Genomic DNA, 23098 nt, shown 5'->3' on the forward strand with positions numbered 1-23098 from the left:
ATTTGATTTTGAAGTTAAAGAAAGCATTTACACCCATTTTAAACTACCTAAAAAAACATCCGATTAAGTCGGGTGTTTTTTTTACGTTGTTACTGGTCTATTATTTCAGTTTGCCCTCACCATTATTTAAAGTTCCTTATTCAACGGTAGTTGAAAGTGAAGAAGGTCGTTTGCTTGGCGCCAAAATTGCGAATGATGGTCAATGGCGGTTTCCTGAAAATGACACACTTCCTGAAAAATTTAGAAAATGTATTGTTACTTTTGAGGACCAGCATTTCTATCAACATCCAGGTTTTAATCCTGTTTCAGTTTTCAATGCGATGCTGCAAAATTTAAAAGCTGGGAAAGTTGTTCGGGGTGGAAGTACGTTGACCCAGCAGGTAATTCGCTTGGCGCGAAAAGGACAAAGTAGGACGTATTTTGAAAAAATAATCGAACTTATTTTAGCCACTCGACTTGAATTTCGGTATTCCAAAGATAAAATTGTCGAATTATATGCAGCTCACGCTCCTTTTGGAGGAAATGTGGTAGGGCTAGAAATGGCTTCATGGCGGTATTTTGGCTTAAAGCCAAATCAACTTTCATGGTCTGAAAGTGCAACTTTAGCCGTTTTGCCTAATGCACCAAGTTTGATTTTTCCGGGAAAGAACCAAGAACTATTATTAGCAAAAAGAAATGTATTGCTTCGAAAGCTAAATGTAAATGGAACGATTGATTCGGAAACGTATAATTTGGCTTTAGCCGAACCGTTAGTTGGAAAACCTTTTCCGCTTCCAGAATTGGCGCCTCATTTAATACAGAAAATGGCAAAAACCTATGGTGGAAAAAAAATACAAAGTAGTATAGATTATGAAGTTCAATCTCGCGTAAGTGATTTGGCTGCAAATTATTACAATCAATACAAGCAGAATGAAGTCTATAATTTAGCCATTTTAGTTCTGGACGTAAAGACTAGAAAAGTGGTTGCATATGTTGGAAATGCGCCAACAGATAAAGCACATAAAAAAGATGTAGACATTATTTATGCACCGCGAAGCACGGGAAGTATTTTAAAACCATTACTGTTTGCGGGAATGTTGGATGCCGGAAAAATTTTGCCCAATACATTAATTGCAGACGTTCCGACACAAATTTCAGGATATACGCCCGAAAATTATGATTTAAGTTTTGATGGAGCCGTTGCGGCAAGACGGGCATTATCGCGTTCATTGAATATTCCGTCCGTGCTGATGTTGCAGGATTATGGCGTGAATACCTTTTACGAAGAATTGCAGAAATTTAAATTTACTACCATAAATAAACCTGCAAACCATTACGGATTGTCCCTAATTTTAGGTGGTGCGGAAAGTAACTTGTGGGATTTATGCAGAACGTATGCAGGAATGTCGTCGACTTTAAATTATTTCAATGCAAACCAAGGGAAGTATCGGAAGAATGAATTTGCTGAACCGAGTTTTTTAAAGAATACAACAGTTGATTTTGGCAAAGAAAGTTATCAGAAAAGTATTTTAGGAGCAGGTTCGATTTATCTGACATATGAAGCGATGGAAGAAGTAAACCGACCACAAGAAGACGAAGCTTGGCGGTTTTACGATAGCGCAAGAAAGATTGCTTGGAAAACGGGAACCAGCTTTGGAAACCGCGATGCTTGGGCTGTAGGAACAGATTCGCGCTATGTAGTTGGTATTTGGGTTGGAAATGCAACAGGTGAAGGAAGGCCGAAACTAACGGGTGTTGAAAGTGCTGCACCCATTTTATTTGACGTTTTTAATTTGTTTCCAAGGTCGAATTGGTTTCAACCGCCGTTGAATGATTTGGAAGAAGTGGATGTTTGTGTGCAAAGTGGTTCACTGGCAAATGAAGGTTGCCCAACGCGAAAAGAATGGATTCCGTTGAAAGGGAAAACATCGGCATTGTGTACATATCATAAACGAATTCAGTTGGATTCTTCGGAAAAATTTCGAGTGAATAGCAATTGTGAATCCGTGGCAAATATGGTGGTGAAATATTGGTTTGTGTTGCCTCCGGTGATGCAATGGTATTATAAAAGCAAGCATATTGATTACCAAATGTTGCCACCTTTCCGAGAAGATTGCATGGGAAATACGTCTGGTACAATGGATTTTATTTATCCAAAAAACAATAGTAAGATGTATTTGACAAAGAATTTCAATAGTGAAGTTCAACCTTTAATTTTGAAAGTCGCTCATTCGCAAAGTGATGCTATTTTATATTGGTATGTGGATGAAGTTTTCCAAGGAACAACTACAGTTTTCCATGAAAAATCGATTTTGGCGAAAGCCGGAATGCATCGAATTACCGTTGTGGATGGCAATGGAAATGAGATCAGCAGGAAGATTGAGATTGTGAGGTGATGAAAAATTTTACACGGATTACACGAATTTTCACAGATTAAAAAAAAAATATTTTTTTAATTTTTTCTTGTAAATACTTTTTGCTTTTGGTGAACAGTAGAGCTTGCTTGACATTTTCCTGCAAGGTCTTTTTTTTGACCTTGTAGGTATTAATTTATTAAAGTTAAATCTATAACCTATAAGGTTTTGAAAACTTCGCAGGAAACCACAGAGTTAAGCTCTGACAGAATTTGCAGATTCCACTAACTGCAGTACTCTAAAGTTAGTGATAATTAGTGAAATTCGCGCCAAAAATTTATGCCGACTTAACATCTAATCTAATGAAAATCAGGTATAAAAAAACCGCTAATCTTTCGAAAAGCGGTTTTGAGATGCTAAAACAAGTTCAGCATTAATCTATGGTCAATTCATTTCCTTTTTTATCAAAGAAATGGTATTCTAAAAACGTGTAAGCGTCTCTTGGTATTATCTTGATCCATTTCTTGTGTTCAAAAAACCATTTTGAACGCATTGACGGGAATCCTTTTGCAAGATAAGCAGCTACAAACGGATGAACGTTTAAGACTACTTTCTTGTGTTTTTTAAGCATTAACTCTAAATCCGAAGCAATCTTATCGATAATCAAAATTGGTGCTTCAATCTCGCCCGCATCACGGTCTGGACTTTCTTCACTTGTTTTGATGTTCACTTCTGGACGAACACGCTGTCTTGTAATTTGCACCAAGCCAAATTTACTTGGAGGCAAAATTTTGTGCTTTGCTTTATCATCGCTCATTTCTTCGCGTAGAAAATCGTATAAAACTTTACGGTTTTCAGGATCCGACATGTCAATAAAATCGATTACGATAATTCCACCCATGTCTCGCAAACGCAATTGACGCGCCACTTCTGCCGCTGCAATCATGTTTACTTCAAGTGCCGTGTCTTCCTGGTTGGTTGCTTTATTAGAACGGTTTCCGCTGTTCACGTCTATAACGTGCAAAGCTTCCGTGTGTTCTATAATTAAGTAAGCACCTTTACTCATGGAAACGGTCTTGCCGAATGAGGTTTTGATTTGTCGCTCTATATTGTACTTTTCAAAGATCGGAGTATCTTTCGATTGATAATGCTTAACAATAGATTGTTTTGAAGGAGCAATTTCCTGCAAATAATCCTTTGTTTGATAAAACAACTCTTCGTCATCTATATGTATTCCACTAAAAGTGTCGTTGAATACGTCTCTTAATATTGAAGAAGCTCGATTGAGTTCGCCCAATACTTTTGAGGGATGATGAGCAGTTGGTAATTTTTTACACATTCCCGACCATCTGTCGAGTAATGTTGTCAAGTCCTTTTCTATTTCTGTGACTTTCTTGCCTTCGGCTACTGTTCGCACAATAACGCCGAAACCTTTCGGTTTAATGGATTGTAACAATCGTTTAAGACGCTCTTTTTCTTCTTTTGATTCGATTTTTTGCGAAATAGAAACACGGTCAGAAAAGGGAACGAGAACAATAAATCTACCCGCCAACGACAGTTCAGAACTGATTCGTGGACCTTTTGTAGATATAGGTTCTTTTACGATTTGTACTAAAATGGATTGATTGGCACTGATTACATCAGTAATAACGCCGTTTTTATCAATCTCTTTTTCAAACTGAAAATTTTTCAGCATGAAATCTTTTACTTTACCTGTCGTAACAAGTTTAATGAACTTCAGTTGGGAAGCTAAATTTGGACCTAAATCGTGGTAGTGTAAAAAGGCGTCTTTTTCAAAGCCTACATTTACAAATGCCGCGTTCAATCCAGCAACAGGTTTTCTGATTTTAGCAATAAAAATATCGCCTACCTGAAAGTTGCTTTTTTCTTCTTCCTTGTGTAATTCAATTAGTTTTCCATCTTTTAATAAGGCAAAATCTACAGCGTCAGAACTTGATCGAATGATTAATTCTTTATTCAACTTGTAAATTTTTATCCGAACTGTCATTTAGGATTTTAGACTTTAGATTGTAGATTTTGAAATCCTAAATCATAAATCCTCATTCCGAAATCATAGCTAGGATGGATTAAACAATAATTAACAGGTTTGTGTACCCGGTGAAAAGAAGATGAAGAGAAAAACAGAGTAAAGATAATAGACTATTAGAAGTCTATTATCTGTTTTCTATTCTCTTTTAATCTTTTTTTCAATTTCAATGAACGTTAAAAAAGAAAAAAGTAGTTAAAAACTACTTTTTCTTTTTGTGACGGTTAGCTCTCGCTCGTTTTTTACGTTTGTGCGTTGCTACCTTATGTCTCTTTCTTTTTTTACCACTTGGCATAATTGGTTGATTTTTTGTAATTAATAAATTATTTATTTTGCTTCGTTATTCGTCTTTACTCCTTCTACAAACACTTTTGCAGGTTTGAAAGCAGGGATATTGTGGGCAGGAATTTTAATTGTAGTGTTCTTAGAAATATTACGTCCTGTTTTTTCTGCTCTAGTTTTGATGATGAAACTGCCAAAACCTCTTAAATATACATTGTCACCCGTTTCCAATGAAGTTTTAACCTCATCCATGAACGTTTCAACAGTTGCTTGAACATCTCCTTTTTCCAGACCTAATCTCTCTGAAATTTTCGCTACGATATCTGCTTTCGTCATTTTCTTTTCAATTTATATTGATGTACTATTTTTTTGAGAGTGCAAATATAAGAATTAAAAAAACAATATATCAACCTAATTCATTAAAATTTAATTACATAAACTACTATTTTTGCCAACTCAAATTATAACATGATTTTTTCTAAACAATTAATAAAGTGGTATTTACAAAATAAAAGGGATTTGCCGTGGCGAGAAACAGAAGATCCGTACCTAATTTGGCTCTCTGAAATCATGCTGCAGCAGACAAGAGTAGCGCAAGGTTTGCCTTATTATGAGGCTTTTGTGAATGCATTTCCAACGGTTTTTGATTTGGCAAATGCCTCCGAAGAACAAGTTTTAAAACTTTGGCAAGGCTTGGGATATTATTCGCGCGCTCGAAATTTACATTTTACGGCTAAATATGTGGCGGACCAATTGAACGGTACGTTTCCTACTACATATAAGGAGTTACTTCAGCTAAAAGGAGTAGGCGATTATACCGCTGCGGCAATTGCTTCTTTTTCATTTAAAGAAGTGGTTCCGGTGGTGGATGGAAATGTATTTCGGGTTTTGTCGCGAGTTTTTCAGGTGGAAACGGATATTTCTAGTGGTTCGGCTAAGAAAGAATTTCAGGAATTAGCGTTACAGCTGATGCCAGTAAGCGATCCGGCGTTGTTCAATCAAGCAATTATGGAGTTTGGTGCTTTGCAATGTGTTCCAAAAAGTCCGAATTGCGAAATTTGTGCGTTCAATTCTATTTGTCTTGCTCTAAAAAATGGAAAAATTGGCCAATTGCCTGTCAAGACGAAGAAAACGAAAGTGACCAATCGATTCTTTAATTACTTGATTTTTGAAGATGAAGCGAAAAACACCCTTGTGCAGAAACGAACTGCAAAAGGAATATGGCATAATTTATACGAATTTCCACTTATTGAAACGGAAGACGATATTGCTTTGGAGAAGTTAATTCAGCTTTGTGAAGCTCAGTTTGGCGCTGAATTGAGCATAAAAAGTGTCCAAAGTTTGCATTTAGGACCCATTCGACATAAATTATCGCATCAAAATCTCTCCATACAATTTTGGAAAATAAATATAAATGGACTTTTGCAGAGTGGATTAGCCTTTTCAGAGGTTAAAAAATTACCATTTCCAATTGTGATTGCAAACTTTATTAAAAAGGATTTATTGCACTAATCAAAAATCACTATATTTGAAATATATAAAAGCCTAGAAATTATGAATGGAACAGTTAATAAAGTGATTTTGGTAGGTCACTTGGGGGATGAGATCAAAATGCACTATTTTGATGGGGGAAATTGTATCGGTAGATTTCCATTGGCTACTAATGAAACGTACATTAATAAGAGTACTGGAGAGAAGCTAAATTCTACAGAATGGCACAATTTGGTGGTTCGTAACAAAGCCGCTGAAATTTGTGAAAAATACCTTTCAAAAGGAGATAAAGTATATATTGAAGGACGAATTAAATCCCGTCAATGGCAGGATGATAGTGGTTCTCATAAATATACTACTGAAATTCAAGTTACAGAATTTACGTTCTTAAACTTAAGAAAAGACAACGACGAAGGGAAAACGATTTCCTCTCCTAGTAAATCGGATGATTTGCCTAAAAACGATCTTCCGTTTTAATTATTAACCAATACCTTTTCACTTGGACCCCGAACCTCCCAGTTTACAATTAGTTTTACTTTTAGACCCTACGGTCCTTATAGGATTTGTCGTAATAGCAATCCTTTTGCTTTTTGCAGCCTTAGTTTCTGGAGCTGAAGTTGCTTTTTTCTCGCTTTCTGCACATGACTTAGATACATCGGCACGGAGTAATCCGCAAAAAACGAAAATCATTTCTAAGTTGCTCGAACGTCCCAAGAAATTGTTGGCTACTTTATTAGTTGCTAATAATGTATTGAACATCGCTATTGTCGTTTTGTTTTTTGCAATTAGTAAAGGATTATATGATTCCATAATTTATCTTTGGTTGCAATTTTTTCTTCAGATTGCAACAATCACTTTTATAATATTGTTTTTTGGAGAAGTTTTGCCCAAAATTTTTGCCAGCCGAAACAATATAAAATTTGCTAGAGGAACCGTTTACTTTATTTCCTTTTTGGAAAAAGTACTGTCTCCAATCAGTTTGCCGATGCGTTATTTCACGCTGTACTTGCAAGAAAAGCTAGGAAAAGAAAAATCAAATTTTTCTGTGGATCAACTATCTCAAGCGCTAGAACTTACATCTTCAGATGACACTTCTTCGGAGGAGCAAAAGATTTTGGAAGGAATCGTGTCTTTCGGAAATACAGAAACCAAGCAAGTAATGAGTCCACGGATTGACATTTTTGCCATTGAAATTACTGAACATTATTCGGATATTTTGGAAAAAGTGGTGCAGACTGGCTATTCAAGAATTCCTGTTTATAGAGATAATATTGATTATATAGAAGGGATTTTATTTGTCAAAGATCTGATCTTGCATATTGATAAGGAAGATTTTGATTGGGTAACTCTTTTAAGACCGCCGTTTTTTGTGCCTGAAAATAAAAAGTTAGATAACTTGCTAAAAGATTTTCAGCGTATGAAAAGTCACCTTGCTGTAGTGGTGGATGAATATGGAGGTACTTCTGGTTTGGTTTCTTTAGAAGATATTATTGAAGAAATTGTGGGCGATATCAGTGATGAATTTGATGACGAAGCCATTAATTTTTCACAGATCGACGAGAAAAACTTTTTAGTAGAAGGAAAAATTTATTTAAAAGATTTTTACCGCATTATTGATGTGGACGAAGCTGTTTTTGAAGAGCGAAAAGGTGAAGCTGAAACCTTAGCCGGATTTCTATTGGAACTACTTGGCAATTTCCCTAAAAAGGGACAACAAGTGCAATTTGAGAAATGTCTATTTACAATTGAGCTCGTGGACAAGAAAAGGATAAAGCAAATCAAAGTAACTTTAAGCTAATGTATTAGTCGCGCTTTTTTTTGGGCATACGCCAATATATACTGTGGGTTTATAGCCACGGTTGATCTGCTTTTTAGCAGCTTTTAGTGTAAATTTACCATATTAAAATAGTATTTTCGCTGTCTGGATAAACACAATAAATACGTTATAATGAATCAAAAAAGTTTTTTAGTTTGGCTTATTGCAATTGGAATTTTTACACTTGTGAGTTGTAAGGAGGATATTTTGCCTAAACCAGCCGCTAATTTAAGATTGGAATATCCAGAAGCTAGTTATAAAACTTTTGACGATCCATCTTGTCCGTATACTTTTGATATGAACGCCGACGGAAAAATAAAAACGGAAAAGAATTGCGATTTGTCCATTCACTATCCAAAAATGAAGGCCACAATCTATCTTACTTTTAAGCGTGTGGGAAATAATAATATGGATTCGCTACTTCGCGATGCACAATCGCTTTTGTACAAGCATGTAATTAAAGCAGATGATATTATTGAACAGCCTTTTATTAATAAAAAGGAGAACGTGTACGGTATGTATTATGCCGTGAATGGAAATGCAGCTACAAATGCGCAATTTTACTTGACCGACAGTACACGATACTTTGTAGATTGTTCTGTCTATTTTTATGCCAAACCCAATTTTGATTCCATTATGCCTGCCGCAAGTTATTTGCGAAATGACTTACAGAACATGATGGAAAGTTTTAAATGGAAGAAGTAAATTCGATTGTATTTTGCTTTATAATAAGCTAATATAACCTTGCTTTTATTAATGAGTAAATATCGTATTGCATTACATTTGGTCTTGTCAGTAGTCAATTTCAGTCTTATCGTAATAATTGAATAAGTCTAGAATAGCTTGGGAGTGGAAACACTACTTAAGTCTACATTTATTAGAAAAGATATTATATAAAAAAAGGAACTCAATTGAGTTCCTTTTTTTATACGTAGCGCAAGTAATTACATGGTTGCTTTCTTTTCAGAACATGCTTTCTTTTCAGAACAACAAGCTGGTTTTGCAGTTTTAGATTCTGTTGCTGTTTTCTCGTCTGCTTTGCGTTGTTTGCGTGTTTTTTTCTTCTCTTTCTCTTGGAACACCATCGCCTGATCTGCGGAAGATTTTACGTTGGAAACTTTGTACGAATCGCCACCATTAACGGCTTCCACCATTTCAACTAATTTTTCAGGAGTGGTTGCACCTGCATCGTATTCCACTGTTGCAGTTTTTTTCTCAAAATCAACCACGGCACTTTGAACACCTGTAGAAGCGGCTAATTCTTTTTGAATTTTAGAAGCGCACATAATTTCGCAACTCATTCCATCAATTGTAAAGCTTGCCGTTTCCACTTTTCCAATTAAGGCGGCTGGAGTTACTTCTGTTGTTGCTTCAGTTGTAATTTCTGATGTTTTTGCAGTTGTCTCAGTTGCTGTATCTTTGCAACTCGTTAAAAACAATGCTGAAAAAGCGAAGATAAAAAGTGATTTCTTCATAACTATTGTGATTTTTAATGATTCTAATTCTCAATTAAAGAGCTGAAAATTAGTTGCAAAAATAATGAAAAAAGCAATTGAAAGTCATTTTAAAGTTAGATTTTTGCCAATCAAAAAATTAGATATGTTTTCAAAGCACTTGAAGTGGATTTTATTATTTGTCTTGGCATTAATTTGGGGCAGTTCCTTTATCTTAATAAAGCGCGGTTTGGTGGGATTGACACCTTATCAATTGGGTTCTCTGCGAATTATTTTTGCTACGCTCTTTTTACTAATAATTGGGTTTAAAAGTATTGCTTCAATTCCGCATGGTAAGTGGAAATATATTGCCTTAACAGCATTCGTTGGAACGTTTATGCCGGTGTATCTATTCTCTGTTGCAGAAACAGAAATTTCTAGTTCCATAACAGCAGTTTTAAATTCACTTACACCTTTAGGTGCTTTGGTTATTGGAATACTAGGTTTTGGATTACAAATTCAAAAAAGGCAGATTTACGGTGTTATTATTGGTTTGATAGGAAGTGTTTTATTAATTGCGAATGGTGCTGCAAATAATCCGGATCAGAATTATTGGTATGCTTTATTGGTTGTTTTTGCAGCTTTTTGTTACTCGCTTAATATTAATTTGATAAAGAAGTACTTGTCTGATGTAAAACCATTAGCAATCACAACCGGAAGCTTTATTGTGTTGGTAATTCCGGCACTTGCGGTATTGTTGTCTACGGATTTTATTGCAGTCGTAGGCGAAAGTGATGTGCAGCACGCGATGATTTACATTGCTATTTTAGGAATTGTGGGAACAGGTATTGCTAATATTATTTTCTTTCGGTTGATTCATATGTCGTCTCCCGTTTTTGCTTCGTCTGTGACGTACATGATTCCTGTTGTGGCCTTTTTCTGGGGAATCTTGGATCAAGAATTATTTACTCCGATACAATATGTGGGAGCTGTAATTATATTTTTTGGTATTTATTTATCCGCGAAGAAGTAATTTTTTTTAGTTTTTAAGCACAATTCTACGTTCGCTTTTTTCATTTTTTTGAACTACTAAAACATAAGTTCCTTGTGGTAAATTCTTTAGGTCAATTTGTTTTTTTAGAAAAGTACTTGTTTTGGTAAATAGAATTCTTCCATTCATATCGTACAATTCTATTTACCTTCTTTATAAACGTAAGAATTGACAGTGATCATTCCACTGGTTGGATTTGGGTAAAATAAGAAATTGGTCGCCACGGTAACTGGATTTATGCATTGACTTACATATGCAACTCCAAGTCGAACAGCCTGTTTTAGTTTAGTTTTTAAGTTAGAGAATGATTTAATTTATAAACACAAAAAAGACCGTCATTACTGACGGTCTTTCATTAATTATAAAAAGAAGTGATTATTTGAAATCAGCATCAGTAACACCTTCGTTTACTTTTACTTCAGACAATTTGATGTCTAATTCTACACCAACATTCATCAAGATGTTGAAAGGAAACATAACACCTTTAACTGCTTTGTAATCTTTATAATACGTTGTAGCAACAGATTTTTGACCACCTTGCTCGCTCGTTTTAGCATCAGCAACTTTTAAACCTGATTTTACATCGTAGTAAGAAGTTGTTTTACCGTTTTCAATAACATAAGCTTCTGAACCTTCAATAGACTCAATAGAAGTCAATTTTCCAGTTGCAGTCATTAATTCTGGAAACAATTTAGCGTCTGCTTTCATTGCAGCAAATTCTTCTGCTGGAACGTCCATTTTCTGACCTTGTTGTGCAGCATAACCTGTTTTATCACCAATAACTTGTTTCATCATGCTCATTTCACCCATGGAAACTTCAACCATTAAACGGTCTTTGTTGTCGCTTTTTGAAACATAAGTAAGTGGTTGTGGCGCTTGTGGAATTGAAGTAGAACCAGTCATCATAACTGTTTTTACCGCTTTAACCGCTTTTTCTCCACCAAGAGCTTTGATGTAATTGTCGTAAACTGTTTTAATAGTCACACCAGCTGGAACTTCTTTTGAAGTTGTAGGTCTTTCTACTGGATTACCAAATTTATCAAAGAAGAAGATTGGCATTTTTAACGCCTCTAATCCTGCCAAAACCTCAGATGCTTTTCCTGTAACTAAAACACGAATGTTATCTTCTAAGAAATATTTTTTAGAAACTCTTAAGATATCGTCTGCAGTTACTGCATTGATATTTTTTACGTAGTTTTCAAAGTAGTCTGCTGGTAAAGATTGTGTTTGAGTCAAAAGTGCGTAACGAGCAATTGTGCCTGGTTTTTCCATTGCCATTACAAAGTTACCTACGTAACCTGCTTTCACGTTTTTCAACATGTCTGCTTCTACTTTATCAGTTCTAATTTTTTTGATTTCTTTGAAAAATTCAACAACAGCACTGTCCGTTACCGAATTTCTTACTTGTGTGTTTGCTTTAAATTTACCCACATATTTGTTTCCACGAATGCTTGAACGCGCTCCGTAAGTCCATCCATGTGCTTCTCTTAAATTCATGTTCAGGTAACTGTTAAAATCACCACCTAAAACTTGGTTTGCTAAAAGAACAGCAAAGTAATCAGGATCTGTCATTTTTAAATCAGCTACATTCACCAAAGAAATTTCTGATTGTACTGCATTAGGCATGTCCACAAAATTGATTTGTGTGTACTGCACATTTACAGGATCAGTATAAGTTACTGATGGTGCAGCAGCTTTATTCCATTCTTTAAATGCTTTAGTAACTGCTTTTTTGATGTCTTTATATTTAACATCTCCAATAATTACTAAATACGCATTTGCTGGAGCAAAGTATGCATTGTACTCACTTTTAACGTCTGCTAATGATACATTTTTGATGGTTTCCTCCGTCAAATACTCTCCACTAGGGTGTGTTTTTCCGTAAAACAAAACATCTTCAACGCGTCCTGCAACTGCTTCTACACTTTTTTCATTGCTTTTCAAGCCTTCTAAAAGTTTTGCTCTTTCTGTGTCCAATTCTTCTTGTGTGAAGATAGAGTTTAACGCTCCGTCCACCATTAAAGAAAGAATTTTATCCGAATATTTAGACAATCCGCTTCCATAAGCGCCACCTAAACTGAATCCGATGTTTGCACCTAGAAAGTCAATTTCTTCGTTAAACTTGTCTTTAGACATTGTAGCTGTGCCATTTCCAAGAATGCTGCTTGTTAAATCTGCTACACCTTTTTTAGCACCTTCAGCGTAAGGAGCATTGTCAATAGATAAGTTAAAAGATACTCGAGGCAATTTGTTGTTCTCAACTACCATTACTTTTAAACCATTTTTAAGTTCAAAAGTTTGTGGCTTTCCAATATTAATTACTGGAGCTGGTCCTGGTTTAGGTTGTGGTCTGTCTTGTGCTTGCATAATAGTTGTTAAAAACAAGCTTACTATAAATAGGGTTTTTTTCATGATATAGGTCTTAGTTTGTCGCTTTATCTTTAGCAGGAACGTAATCTAAAAGCAAACGTTGGTTTGGATTTAAATACTTGTTAGCTGCTGCTTTGATTTCTTCACGAGTGATGGAACGGTAAATTTCAATCTCTGAATTAATTAAATTTACATCACCATATAATAGGTAGTAACTTGCTAAATTTTCAGCGATTCCTTCAATGCTTGTATTGCTGTTTACGTATTGATTTTCAAACTTGTTTTGTAATTTCTGATAATCTCTTTCTGAAATTAATTCCGTTTGAATTTTTTTAATCTCCTCGTCAATGTTTGAAGTCAGTGTTTCTGATGTGTTAGGACTCATAGGAATTCCGTAAATCAAATACATTCCGTAGTCTTCTTGACTGTTGTTAAACGCACCTACTTGTAAAGCCATTTTTTTCTCATCTACCAATTTCTTGTACAAACGAGAACTTTTTCCATCGCTTAAGATAGAAGAAATCATATCCAATACTTTAGCATCTCTCGTCTTCATAGAAGGAGTACGGTACGCTTGAATTACCATTGGCAATTGAATGTTTGGGTCTTCGTAAGTAGCATTGATTTGCTTTGTGATAGGCTCTTCAACAAAACTTTGTTTTTTAACTTCAGCACCTCTTGGAATAGATCCAAAATATTGCTCTACCCATTTTAATGTTTGTGCAGAATCAATATCTCCAGCAACAATTAAAACGGCGTTGTTAGGCACATAGAATTTTTTGTTAAATGCTTGAAACTCTTCTAAAGTTGCAGCATCTAGATGTTCCATTGATCCAATTGGAGCCCAACGGTACGGGTGCTTCGTAAATAAACTTTCTTTAACTGATGTAAATAAGTTTCCATAAGGAGAATTGTCTACACGAAGTCTTTTTTCTTCTTTTACTACTTCATTTTGAGTATCCACACCAATTTGGTTAATTACTGGGTGAAGAAGTCGTTCAGATTCCATCCATAATCCCAACTCTAAACTGTTAGAAGGGAATACTTCGTAGTAATAGGTCCTATCATCAGAGGTGTTGGCATTATTAGTACCACCATTTCCTGAAACAATTTTGAACCACTCGCCACGTTTGATATTTTCGGTACCTTCAAATAAAAGGTGTTCAAAAAAGTGAGCAAATCCAGTACGCTCTGGATTTTCGTCTTTAGCACCTACGTGATACATCACCGAAGTGATTACAACTGGAGCCGATTTGTCTTGATGCAAAATAACATGCAGACCGTTTTGTAAAGTGTACTCCTCAAAATTTACTTTTTGAGCTGAAGCCACACTTCCAAGCATGAGAACTGTACTCAAAGCCATTAATGATTTTTTCATAACGATTAATAATTTGTTATTGATTTATGTATAAGTATACATAAGTGTTGGTTTGTTACAGCAAATGTACCTTTTTTTATATATTTAACATCTTTAACAATTATTAAATGAATAATTTAAGCAGAAATGGACAAGTAACACACCGCAATTTCAGGTGTTACCAATTTTAATTTAATTATTTTTTCAATGTAATTGCTATTATAATAATAAGTTGTATATTTGCAACCTTAAAAATTAACTAAACATCATTGTTATGTACGCAATCGTAGAGATAGCAGGGCAACAATTTAAAGTAAGCAAAGACTTAAAGGTTTATGTGAACCGTTTGACTGACAAAGAAGGAGATGCAATTTCATTTGCAAAAGTTCTTTTGTTAGACAACGCTGGCACAATCACTTTAGGCGCCCCGGCTGTAGAAGGAGCTTCTGTTGAAGCTACAGTGTTACAACACTTAAAAGGAGATAAAGTAATCGTTTTCAAAAAGAAACGAAGAAAAGGGTACAAAAAGAGAAATGGACACCGTCAATATTTGACTCAAATCCAAATTTCTGGTATTACAATCCCAGGTGGTAAAAAAGAGAAAGCGGCTCCTAAAAAAGAAGCTACTCCAGTAACTGAAGAAGAAGTTGAAGCGCCAAAGAAAAAGGCAGCTAAAGCTAAAAAAGAAGAAACTCAAGAATAATAACCTTAAAAACTAATACGTCATGGCTCACAAAAAAGGTGTCGGTAGTTCGAAGAATGGTAGAGAATCAGAATCAAAACGTCTAGGTGTTAAGATTTATGGTGGTCAAGCTGCAATTGCTGGAAATATCATTGTAAGACAAAGAGGTTCAAAACATAATCCAGGTGAAAACGTTTACATCAGTAAAGATCACACCCTACACGCAAGAGTAGATGGATTAGTGAAGTTCCAAAAGAAAAGAGATAACAAATCTTACGTTTCTATCCTTCCATTCGAAGCATAATCGTTGATTTCATATCATAATAAAACCCCAATCTGAATAAGATTGGGGTTTTTTCGTTGTTGTAAAGTTGCATTCAATAATAAAAATTCAATAAAGTGCTCTGAGAATTTTTCAATTAATGAAATTACAAGTCGATACCAAAATATCACATTTATAAAACGAATACCAAAGCGAAGTTTGCTCAGGTACTCGTTTTCAATAGTGATTCGGAAGGATGTTAATTTCCAAAACCAATTCGAAAGCCAAACTGCACATTTAAATTTCCTTCATCCGTTTTTACTTGTGAAACTTCATATTCACTAATGGCTTCATTATATCCATTGGTGTAATAATCTGATTTTACGTTGGCATAGCCAATTCCTATAAACGACTCAAAACAGATGTTTGAATCCTGAAACAATTGCTGACTGATAATTAAAGCAATACCAGTCCTTATTTTGCTGTCCTTTTTGCCATTTAAAAAAGCAGAATAACTTCCATTTTCCGCTTCATCGTAGGTTCTATTATTGGTTTTGTGAAAGAATTGTAAACCAAAAGACCATCCTTCGATTGCATCATAATCAGATGAAGGATAATATTTTAACGTTCCTCTAAATACACTTCCAATAGCTGCTTTGGAGTCAAAACGATCACTTTCGTCATCAATTAGTGACGTGTAATCATTCTCAAAAAAAGAATATGTAACTCCTGCTGCACCTTCAACGCTGAATTTATTGCTGATTTTTCGCTCGTATATAAGTGGAATTTCTCCCGTTGCAAATTTTAATAAGTCGGTTTTAACAACCCAGGAATACGAGCTAGAGCTTGATGCAGAATTCTTAGCTTGGCCTTGTGGCGTATACACCTTGATAACTGTGGATTTTACAGTGTCTTTCTTAGTTTCTTGTGCAAAACCCACACTAGATAACGAACATGCCAATAAAAGGGTAAAAATGTTTTTCACTATTTTGATTTTTAATTGATTAATTGCGAAAATAATCTATTTTTACAAAAAATTAACAATTTATGAAGAATTTTAAAATAGTATTATTCCTGTTAACTATTTGCGCTAATGCTCAAGAGGTTGAGTTGCGATGGGCTGAAAGAATTAAGACAAAAGAAACCGTTTCCATCTTAGGAGGGAAAGACGGAATGTACTTTACAATGCACAAAGACGATGATAAACAGCTCGTTTGCAGATCGTATAACCATAAGATGGAGTTGAAGAACGAAAAAGTAGTCAATTTTAATATAGATAGTAAAAAGTATGAGTATTCGGGCGCTTATTTTGTGAACGATAAAATTATACACTTCATTAAAGATTATAACCGCAAGACAGAAAAAAACCTGCTCTTGGCTGCGGTAACTGATTTGGATTTGAATACAAGTAAGCAGACTTCTGTTATTGATGAGGCTGAAGAACGCGTTACGGAATTTGGCTCAAGAGGTATTTCGCCAGATTCAACTAAGATTGTGGTTTACAATGAACTTAAAGGTAGAAAAAAGGATCCAAGTGTTTTAAATTTCAAAGTATTTGATACCGGCCTAAAGAACGTAATGCTAGATAAATCTGTAGTATTGCCTATTAAAGCAAGAAACTTTTCTAAAGAACAAGTTGGAGTTGATAATTTAGGAAACGTTTTTGTTCTAGCTCGAATTTATAAGGAAAAAGACGAGAGAGGGAAAGACCAAAGTGCGTATTATTATAAACTGATGGTGTTTAATAAAAATGAAAAAGCAACTGAATTTGACTTTGACTATCCTGATAGAGACATCGAATCCATTGACGTACTTCCTGGTAAAAACAATACCATTATTTGCACGGGTTTTTTAAAAATCTTGAACAAAGGTTTTTTTGGTAAAGGGAAAAAAACACTTATTTCGGATGAATTGTTTTCTTCTATAATTGACAGTAAAACGGTAACATTAAAAACGGCAAATAAATACGAATTAGAAGGTCTTTATCCCGAGAAACCTAAAAAGACAGCAGATTACGTGCCGTATAAAGTAAAGGATATATTCTTTAGAGAAGACGGTGGAGCTGTGGTTGTGGCCGAACAATACAAGTTGGTGGTGGTTACTTCTTCTGGTACAAATGGTATGGGCGGTAGAACATCATATTACTATTACTACTGCGATATTGCGGTAATAAATATCAGTAATACATCAGTTGTAGAATCCGTTTCTAAGATGCCGAAATATCAGATGAATGCTGGAAATCCTTCGATATTAGCCACCTATAGCAAAGGTAAAACCTACATTATTTATGAAGATTTAGAAAAAAACAGTGATGCTGAAGATGATAAAGATACCAAGCGAAGCACCAAATCATGGCTTTCGTCCAGCTCTAAAAACGCCTTGTTTTTAATGTCTGTTGAGGCCAATGGTGAAATGAAAAAGCACGTGATTTATTCATACAAGGAAAGCAAAATTCGTCCAAGAATCAAGGCAAGTACCGTAATCAGCGACCACGAAATTCTTTTAAATGCCGATGATCAAATTGGCTTATTGAACATTATGAACTAACGATTCTTTAATGCCATTTACTAAAGTTAGGCATCCTAAATAGAACTATTTAAGGTGCCTTTCTTTATTTGGTTTGTTGTGTGACAGTTGCGTTATAGTTGAAATGAATGACAGATGCGGAAATGTTTCTTATCGGAAGATGCTTGATTCAAAAGTCTACTTTCACAAGTGCTTTTCAATTTAATTTCCTTTATTTTGTAATGCAAATCAAAACAGCACAATTCCATGCACGGTACCACTTCCCATACGTTAGTTGAAGCGACTCGAAAGGCTGAGCATTATTGTGTCTATCAAGACCGCTGCCATCAGGAAGTAATTGCCAAATTACACTCGTTACGAATGATTCCTGAAGCCATTGATTTAATTATTGTGCATCTGATTGAGCATGATTTTTTAAATGAAACGCGTTTTGCATGTAGTTTTGCCAGAGGAAAACACCGCATAAAATTTTGGGGAAAAATCAGAATTGTCCGCGAACTTAAAATGCGTGGTATATCTGAATACAATATCAAGCAAGGATTGAAGGAAATTACAGACGAAATGTATTACACCAATTTTGACGCACTTGCCGAAAGACATTGGGAACACATGACGGAACGCGTACGATTAACAAAGCGAAAAAAGTTTTGCGATTTCATGCTTAGAAAAGGTTTTGAAAGTGCCATGGTATATGAAAAAGTTAAAGAACTCGAAGGCTTGGAAAAATAATACCAGAGACTTGCTTTTTTTTAAATTTTAAGATCACTTTTTGGAAAAAGTTTTACTTGCCAAAGCAAATCTTCTTACATTTGAAAAAAATAATAAAATGAGCAAAGAAAAAGGAGTTTACACAGGAATTATTGAGAAAGATGCGGACGGAAATTATTTTTGTGGTCCCTATTTATTGGATTACCAATACACCGAAAGTAATTTTAAACTTGGAGATGAAGTGAACATCAAAACCGTTATTACCAATCCAAGCGATCGAAGTTATAATAAATACAACCAGAAGTCAAGAGTCTTTTTCTTGGCAAACGAGAAGGAGTAATTAGGAATGCAATAAATTTAAGTTCTAAGATCCACAAACCACAACCTATAAAAAATGATGCACTGGGAACAACTTTTGTCTTTAAAACGGCAAGGCGACAGAAACAAGCGTTTGCGCAAAGAACAAGACGAAACCCGATTGGTATTTGAAGTTGATTACGACCGTATTATATTCTCGGCAGCTTTCCGAAGTTTGCAGGATAAAACACAAGTTATTCCACTTTCAAAAACCGATTTTGTACACACACGGTTGACGCACAGTCTGGAAGTTTCCGTTGTTGGACGTTCGATTGGACGGTTGGTAGGAAAGAAAATAATTGAAAAATATCCGTATTTGCAGGAAATCCACGGCTATCAAGCAAATGATTTTGGAGCAATCGTAGCTGCAGCTTCATTGGCACACGACATTGGAAATCCTCCCTTTGGTCATTCCGGTGAGAAAGCAATCGGTGAATATTTTAAAATAGGAAAGGGGAAAGGTTTCCAAAACCGCCTTTCGGCAAAAGAGTGGCAGGACTTGGTCGATTTTGAGGGAAATGCAAATGGTTTTTCCGTCTTAAGCAGCAGCCGAGAAGGAATTGAGGGTGGAATTCGGTTGGCGTATGCAACTTTAGGAGCATACATGAAATACCCAAAAGAATCCTTACCTAAGAAACCAACCAAAGAAATTGCCGATAAAAAGTACGGTTTTTTCCAGCAAGACAAGTTGTTTTTCCAAGAAGTGGCTACCGATTTGGGTCTTATCAAAAAATCAGGCAATGGCGAAATTCACTACCAGCGCCATCCATTAGCGTATTTAGTGGAAGCGGCAGATGATATTTGCTACACAATCATTGATTTTGAAGATGGAATTAACCTGGGTTTGGTTTCTGAAGATTATGCGTTGGAGTATTTAATAAACCTGGTTAAAGACCGTATTGACACCCCAAAATTCAACCAACTCAAATCAAAGGAAGACCGCATTAGTTACCTCCGTGCCGTTGCTATTGGTACATTGATTGACGATGCCGTAGCTTTATTTATTGAAAATGAAGAAGCTATTTTAAAAGGAGAATTCCATTTTGCATTGACTGATAAAAGTAAATACAAAGCTCAAATGAAGGACATCATTAATTTGAGCGTGGAAAAAATTTACCAAAGTCGGGAAGTGATTGAGAAAGAAATTGTGGGTTATGAAATACTACAAACTTTGTTGGATAAATTCATCACAGCTGTGAACAATCAATATGAGGGTAATTTATCCAATTACGACCAACTTATCTTAAAAATGTTACCCGAGAAATTCCAAGTCGAAAAGGAAACTTTATATGGCAGGTTATTGCACATTTGTCATTACGTATCGCTCTTGACGGATGGAAACGCTTTGGAATTATTTGAAATGATAAACGGTCGGAAGAAAGTATAAGGATTTAGAGGACTGCTGAAAATTAGAGCGGTCTTTTACCTAAATTTTTCGCGTGAAGGATGGAAGAGGAGCTCTTTATTGCTTTGTAGAAAGCAATAAAAGCGGGAACGAACAGCCTGACGCCAACCCGAAATTTCTCGGGTTGGGGGCACGCCCAAATGATTTTTTTACACTTAGAACCTATACGTCAGTCCAACGCCTAACATTTGTTTGAGCTGAATTTTTGGGCCAACAGTTACTTGTTCGCCATCAATTTCTTCTTTTGCCTTAATGTCGTCATCGTAGATAAGGTGTGTGTTTATAGTGGCTCGAACGTGCTTATTGACAATAAATTCCCATTGCATCTGCCAGTCCACGTCTACATTTCCGAAGTTATTGATGTAATCGCTGTATAAACTCAGACGGTTGTCCAACTTTATATTCGTAAAAATTTCCTTTTTATAACCGGTCATGACTAAAATACCCAGTTCAGTACGGGACTTTTTTCCTTCTCGAATCAATTCTTCAGTTATTGGATCATAAATGGCTTTGGTTACTCCAAAAGCACCTTGATTGGCCAAACGCTGGTTTAAAACCAAAGTATTTTTCATTGTAACGGGTGAAAAATACAATTGCATCGTCTTTTGCTTATCATTGTATTCAGCTCCAGCTCCTAGAAAAGTATAAGCAGGTGCAAACATTTCCGAGATTGAAATTTCTGTATTTGGATAGGAATAACCGTCTGTAAGTTGCGTACGGAAATTAAATTTAGCACTGTGGTACCAGTTGGAAGTGGTGTCTTTTCGGTAGCCAAAGGTAGAGTTAAATTGAAGTGCATCGTCCGTTTTACGCAATTCCACGCCGTCTTGTTTGCTGATTCCGTAGCGCACGACCAATTCATTCAACCACTTTTGATTTTTTACTTCATAATTTCTGGTAAATGTTCCTTTTAACAATCCAGAAATGGAGCTGTTTCCTCCCGCATTCCAGTTGACAAAGGCAATTTCGCTCAGATCAAAACCCACAATATTTTCCTTTTTCCAAGGAGAGGGGACTACTTTTACCGAGTCTAATTTTTTGACTGTCTCCACTCGTTTTGTGGTGATCGTATCGCCCGTTTGTGCAAAACTGTTCAAAGAAAATAAGAAAAATAACCCGAAGGCTACTGGTAAAAATCGCATAGTACTAAATTTAGGTCAGAAAAATAAGGTGCAAAAGTCGGTAATTTTAAAGGCTTTCAAAAATTATTTGCAAACTATTCGCATCTATTTTACAAATGCGTTGCAACTCATCTACTGTTCCATGTTCTATAAAAAAGTCGGGAACACCTAAAATATGAAGCGGGTTACTGTACTGGTTGTCTGCTGCAAATTCTGCAATTCCTCCACCAAAACCTCCTTTTACGGTACCTTCTTCAACGGTAATAATTGTGGAATATTGTTTGAAAATGTTGTGAAGCAAATTTTCATCCATCGGCTTAACCCAAGGAAAATGATAATGCGAAAATGACGCTGCGTTTAAAGTTGTTTCTAATGCAGTGGTCACATTATTCCCTATAGTTCCCGTAGAAATTATAGCAAAGGAAGTTCCTTTTTTTAATTGAATTCCAATTCCAATATTTATTTTTTCATAAGTTCCTAAATGCTTTTTTTGCCAATCTACCGTAATGCCTCGACCTCTTGGATACCGAATGGCAATGGGTTGCGACAAGTTCAATTGAGCGGTGTAAAGTATGTTTTGCAACTCCACTTCGGTTCTCGGTGCATAAATCAGGATGTTTGGAATGCACCTCAAATAAGCCAAATCAAATACTCCGTGGTGGGTTGCCCCATCTTCTCCCACTAAACCGGCACGGTCCAAACAGAAAATTACGGGTAAGTTTTGCAGCGCCACATCGTGAATAATTTGGTCGTAAGCGCGTTGCATAAACGACGAATAGATGTTACAATACACGATCATTCCTTGCGTGGCCATTCCTGCCGAAAGTGTGACCGCATGTTGTTCGGCAATTCCAACGTCAAAAGCCCTTTTTGGAAATTCGTCCATCATGAACTTCAAGGAACTTCCTGAAGGCATTGCAGGCGTAATTCCAATAATTTTATCGTTTTTGCGAGCCAAATCCAAAAGGGTCAACCCAAATACATCCTGAAATTTTGGAGGCAGATGCGTTTCTAATTTAGGAAGGACTTCGCCAGTATGTTTGTCAAATTTGCCTGGAGCGTGGTATTTTACTTGATCGGCTTCTGCTTGACTGAGTCCTTTTCCTTTTGTGGTAATAAGGTGCAGGAACTTAGGACCCGATTTGCGTTTTAAACGTTTTAATTCTTTGATTATCGCAAAAACATCGTGTCCGTCAGTAGGACCTGAATAGTCAAAATTAAGCGACTTCATCATGTTGTTTTGCTTTGGGTTTTTTCCGGATTTGACTGCAGTCAGGTAACTCTTCAAAGCACCAACACTTGGATCAATACCAATAGCGTTGTCGTTTAATATGACCAATAAATTAGCATCGGTAGTTCCGGCGTGGTTCAATCCTTCAAATGCCATTCCGGAAGCAATGGAAGCGTCACCAATTACTGCAATGTGGTTTCTATTTAAATCGCCGTTCAATTGCGAAGCCAATGCCATTCCCAAAGCCGCCGAAATGGACGTGGAGGAGTGGCCTACGCCAAAAGTATCAAACGGACTTTCACTTCTTTTTGGAAAACCCGAAATCCCACCCAGTTGCCTGTTGGTGTCAAACTGATTTTTCCTTCCGGTCAGAATTTTATGGCCATACGCTTGATGACCTACATCCCAAACCAGTACATCTTCGGGTGTATTGAATACATAATGCAAGGCGATGGTCAATTCCACCACACCCAAACTGGCACCCAAATGTCCTTCCTTTACCGAAACAATATCAATAATAAAGTCTCGCAATTCTTGGGCAAGTTGCGGTAATGCTGTTTCAGAAAGTTGGCGTAAATCAGCAGGAGAATCAATGTTGGAAAGTAGCGTAGGTTTCATAGTTGGAA

Annotated in this window: 21 protein-coding genes; 12 read left to right on the plus strand and 9 right to left on the minus strand. The window is 36.0% G+C overall.

The annotated features are described in order from the left end of the window. Positions 1 to 2 precede the first annotated feature (2 nt). Positions 3 to 2375 (plus strand): penicillin-binding protein 1C, encoded by a 2373-nt coding sequence (gene pbpC, locus H602_RS0105405; RefSeq protein ID WP_425402317.1) that lies wholly within the window; start codon positions 3 to 5, stop codon positions 2373 to 2375. Positions 2376 to 2766: 391 nt separating this feature from the next. On the opposite strand, the gene H602_RS0105410 is transcribed toward pbpC, so the two are convergent. Next, positions 2767 to 4314 (minus strand): Rne/Rng family ribonuclease, encoded by a 1548-nt coding sequence (locus H602_RS0105410; RefSeq protein WP_026977106.1) that lies wholly within the window; start codon positions 4312 to 4314, stop codon positions 2767 to 2769. A 393-nt stretch (positions 4315 to 4707) separates the two neighbouring features. Continuing rightward, positions 4708 to 4998, minus strand: coding sequence for an HU family DNA-binding protein (locus tag H602_RS0105415; RefSeq protein ID WP_026977107.1), 291 nt, complete (start codon positions 4996 to 4998; stop codon positions 4708 to 4710). A 132-nt stretch (positions 4999 to 5130) separates the two neighbouring features. On the opposite strand from H602_RS0105415, the gene mutY reads away from it, so the two are divergent. The 4 genes from mutY (at position 5131) to gldD (ending at position 8674) form a co-directional block, all read left to right on the plus strand. Continuing rightward, a complete protein-coding gene (mutY, locus tag H602_RS0105420) occupies positions 5131 to 6174 on the plus strand; it encodes an A/G-specific adenine glycosylase (protein WP_026977108.1) in 1044 nt (347 codons plus the stop codon). A 42-nt stretch (positions 6175 to 6216) separates the two neighbouring features. Beyond that, complete coding sequence (locus tag H602_RS0105425) at positions 6217 to 6630, plus strand: single-stranded DNA-binding protein (protein ID WP_026977109.1); 414 nt, start codon at positions 6217 to 6219, stop codon at positions 6628 to 6630. Positions 6631 to 6652: 22 nt separating this feature from the next. Beyond that, the gene (locus H602_RS0105430) at positions 6653 to 7951 is read left to right on the plus strand and encodes a gliding motility-associated protein GldE (RefSeq protein ID WP_026977110.1); all 1299 of its coding nucleotides are present in this window, start codon (positions 6653 to 6655) and stop codon (positions 7949 to 7951) included. A gap of 150 nt (positions 7952 to 8101) precedes the next feature. Then, the gene (gldD, locus tag H602_RS0105435; protein ID WP_026977111.1) at positions 8102 to 8674 is read left to right on the plus strand and encodes a gliding motility lipoprotein GldD; all 573 of its coding nucleotides are present in this window, start codon (positions 8102 to 8104) and stop codon (positions 8672 to 8674) included. Positions 8675 to 8913: 239 nt separating this feature from the next. On the opposite strand, the gene H602_RS0105440 is transcribed toward gldD, so the two are convergent. Further along, positions 8914 to 9444 (minus strand): cation transporter, encoded by a 531-nt coding sequence (locus H602_RS0105440; RefSeq protein ID WP_026977112.1) that lies wholly within the window; start codon positions 9442 to 9444, stop codon positions 8914 to 8916. A gap of 124 nt (positions 9445 to 9568) precedes the next feature. Between H602_RS0105440 and H602_RS0105445 the strand changes: the two genes are divergently transcribed. After that, complete coding sequence (locus tag H602_RS0105445; RefSeq protein WP_026977113.1) at positions 9569 to 10435, plus strand: DMT family transporter; 867 nt, start codon at positions 9569 to 9571, stop codon at positions 10433 to 10435. 6 nt (positions 10436 to 10441) lie between these two features. Here the strand turns inward: H602_RS0105445 and H602_RS19595 are convergent, their stop codons facing one another. The 3 genes from H602_RS19595 to H602_RS0105460 all read right to left on the minus strand — a co-directional run bounded on the left by H602_RS19595 (position 10442) and on the right by H602_RS0105460 (position 14201). Next, positions 10442 to 10591 (minus strand): T9SS type A sorting domain-containing protein, encoded by a 150-nt coding sequence (locus H602_RS19595; RefSeq protein WP_342663478.1) that lies wholly within the window; start codon positions 10589 to 10591, stop codon positions 10442 to 10444. A gap of 237 nt (positions 10592 to 10828) precedes the next feature. Next, the gene (locus H602_RS0105455) at positions 10829 to 12865 is read right to left on the minus strand and encodes a M16 family metallopeptidase (RefSeq protein WP_245574918.1); all 2037 of its coding nucleotides are present in this window, start codon (positions 12863 to 12865) and stop codon (positions 10829 to 10831) included. Positions 12866 to 12875: 10 nt separating this feature from the next. Then, entirely contained in the window at positions 12876 to 14201 is a 1326-nt protein-coding gene (locus H602_RS0105460) for a M16 family metallopeptidase (RefSeq protein WP_026977115.1), read from the minus strand. 253 nt (positions 14202 to 14454) lie between these two features. Between H602_RS0105460 and rplU the strand changes: the two genes are divergently transcribed. After that, entirely contained in the window at positions 14455 to 14883 is a 429-nt protein-coding gene (gene rplU, locus H602_RS0105465; RefSeq protein ID WP_026977116.1) for a 50S ribosomal protein L21, read from the plus strand. 22 nt (positions 14884 to 14905) lie between these two features. Further along, positions 14906 to 15166, plus strand: a complete 261-nt coding sequence (gene rpmA / locus H602_RS0105470) for a 50S ribosomal protein L27 (protein WP_022829158.1) — start codon at positions 14906 to 14908, stop codon at positions 15164 to 15166. A 217-nt stretch (positions 15167 to 15383) separates the two neighbouring features. On the opposite strand, the gene H602_RS0105475 is transcribed toward rpmA, so the two are convergent. Then, on the minus strand, positions 15384 to 16109 hold the full coding sequence (locus tag H602_RS0105475; RefSeq protein WP_157504923.1) for a hypothetical protein: 726 nt from the start codon (positions 16107 to 16109) through the stop codon (positions 15384 to 15386). A gap of 62 nt (positions 16110 to 16171) precedes the next feature. On the opposite strand from H602_RS0105475, the gene H602_RS0105480 reads away from it, so the two are divergent. The 4 genes from H602_RS0105480 to H602_RS0105495 all read left to right on the plus strand — a co-directional run bounded on the left by H602_RS0105480 (position 16172) and on the right by H602_RS0105495 (position 20102). Next, a complete protein-coding gene (locus H602_RS0105480) occupies positions 16172 to 17671 on the plus strand; it encodes a hypothetical protein (RefSeq protein ID WP_026977118.1) in 1500 nt (499 codons plus the stop codon). A gap of 225 nt (positions 17672 to 17896) precedes the next feature. Beyond that, a complete protein-coding gene (locus H602_RS0105485; protein ID WP_026977119.1) occupies positions 17897 to 18379 on the plus strand; it encodes a regulatory protein RecX in 483 nt (160 codons plus the stop codon). Positions 18380 to 18476: 97 nt separating this feature from the next. After that, positions 18477 to 18698 carry a hypothetical protein gene (locus H602_RS0105490; protein WP_026977120.1) on the plus strand — a complete coding sequence of 74 codons (222 nt, stop codon included), beginning with the start codon at positions 18477 to 18479 and terminating at the stop codon, positions 18696 to 18698. A gap of 57 nt (positions 18699 to 18755) precedes the next feature. Beyond that, positions 18756 to 20102: a deoxyguanosinetriphosphate triphosphohydrolase gene (locus H602_RS0105495; protein ID WP_026977121.1), complete on the plus strand. Its 1347-nt coding sequence runs from the start codon at positions 18756 to 18758 to the stop codon at positions 20100 to 20102. A gap of 173 nt (positions 20103 to 20275) precedes the next feature. Here the strand turns inward: H602_RS0105495 and H602_RS0105500 are convergent, their stop codons facing one another. Beyond that, entirely contained in the window at positions 20276 to 21262 is a 987-nt protein-coding gene (locus tag H602_RS0105500) for a DUF3078 domain-containing protein (protein ID WP_026977122.1), read from the minus strand. Between the two features lie 46 nt (positions 21263 to 21308). Then, a complete protein-coding gene (locus tag H602_RS0105505) occupies positions 21309 to 23090 on the minus strand; it encodes a 1-deoxy-D-xylulose-5-phosphate synthase (protein WP_026977123.1) in 1782 nt (593 codons plus the stop codon). Positions 23091 to 23098: the final 8 nt, after the last annotated feature.

Source organism: Flavobacterium tegetincola DSM 22377 (assembly GCF_000425485.1).
GTDB classification, from domain to species: Bacteria; Bacteroidota; Bacteroidia; order Flavobacteriales; family Flavobacteriaceae; genus Flavobacterium; species Flavobacterium tegetincola.

Bases quoted from the DNA above. Each gene is read 5' to 3' on its own strand.
- H602_RS0105415 (WP_026977107.1), bottom strand. From the start codon at position 4,998: ATGACGAAAGCAGATATCGTAGCGAAAATTTCAGAGAGATTAGGTCTG.
- mutY (WP_026977108.1), top strand. From the start codon at position 5,131: ATGATTTTTTCTAAACAATTAATAAAGTGGTATTTACAAAATAAAAGG.
- H602_RS0105425 (WP_026977109.1), top strand. From the start codon at position 6,217: ATGAATGGAACAGTTAATAAAGTGATTTTGGTAGGTCACTTGGGGGAT.
- gldD (WP_026977111.1), top strand. From the start codon at position 8,102: ATGAATCAAAAAAGTTTTTTAGTTTGGCTTATTGCAATTGGAATTTTT.
- H602_RS0105440 (WP_026977112.1), bottom strand. From the start codon at position 9,444: ATGAAGAAATCACTTTTTATCTTCGCTTTTTCAGCATTGTTTTTAACG.
- H602_RS0105445 (WP_026977113.1), top strand. From the start codon at position 9,569: ATGTTTTCAAAGCACTTGAAGTGGATTTTATTATTTGTCTTGGCATTA.
- H602_RS0105455 (WP_245574918.1), bottom strand. From the start codon at position 12,865: ATGAAAAAAACCCTATTTATAGTAAGCTTGTTTTTAACAACTATTATG.
- H602_RS0105460 (WP_026977115.1), bottom strand. From the start codon at position 14,201: ATGAAAAAATCATTAATGGCTTTGAGTACAGTTCTCATGCTTGGAAGT.
- rplU (WP_026977116.1), top strand. From the start codon at position 14,455: ATGTACGCAATCGTAGAGATAGCAGGGCAACAATTTAAAGTAAGCAAA.
- rpmA (WP_022829158.1), top strand. From the start codon at position 14,906: ATGGCTCACAAAAAAGGTGTCGGTAGTTCGAAGAATGGTAGAGAATCA.
- H602_RS0105480 (WP_026977118.1), top strand. From the start codon at position 16,172: ATGAAGAATTTTAAAATAGTATTATTCCTGTTAACTATTTGCGCTAAT.
- H602_RS0105485 (WP_026977119.1), top strand. From the start codon at position 17,897: ATGCACGGTACCACTTCCCATACGTTAGTTGAAGCGACTCGAAAGGCT.
- H602_RS0105490 (WP_026977120.1), top strand. From the start codon at position 18,477: ATGAGCAAAGAAAAAGGAGTTTACACAGGAATTATTGAGAAAGATGCG.
- H602_RS0105495 (WP_026977121.1), top strand. From the start codon at position 18,756: ATGCACTGGGAACAACTTTTGTCTTTAAAACGGCAAGGCGACAGAAAC.
- H602_RS0105500 (WP_026977122.1), bottom strand. From the start codon at position 21,262: ATGCGATTTTTACCAGTAGCCTTCGGGTTATTTTTCTTATTTTCTTTG.
- H602_RS0105505 (WP_026977123.1), bottom strand. From the start codon at position 23,090: ATGAAACCTACGCTACTTTCCAACATTGATTCTCCTGCTGATTTACGC.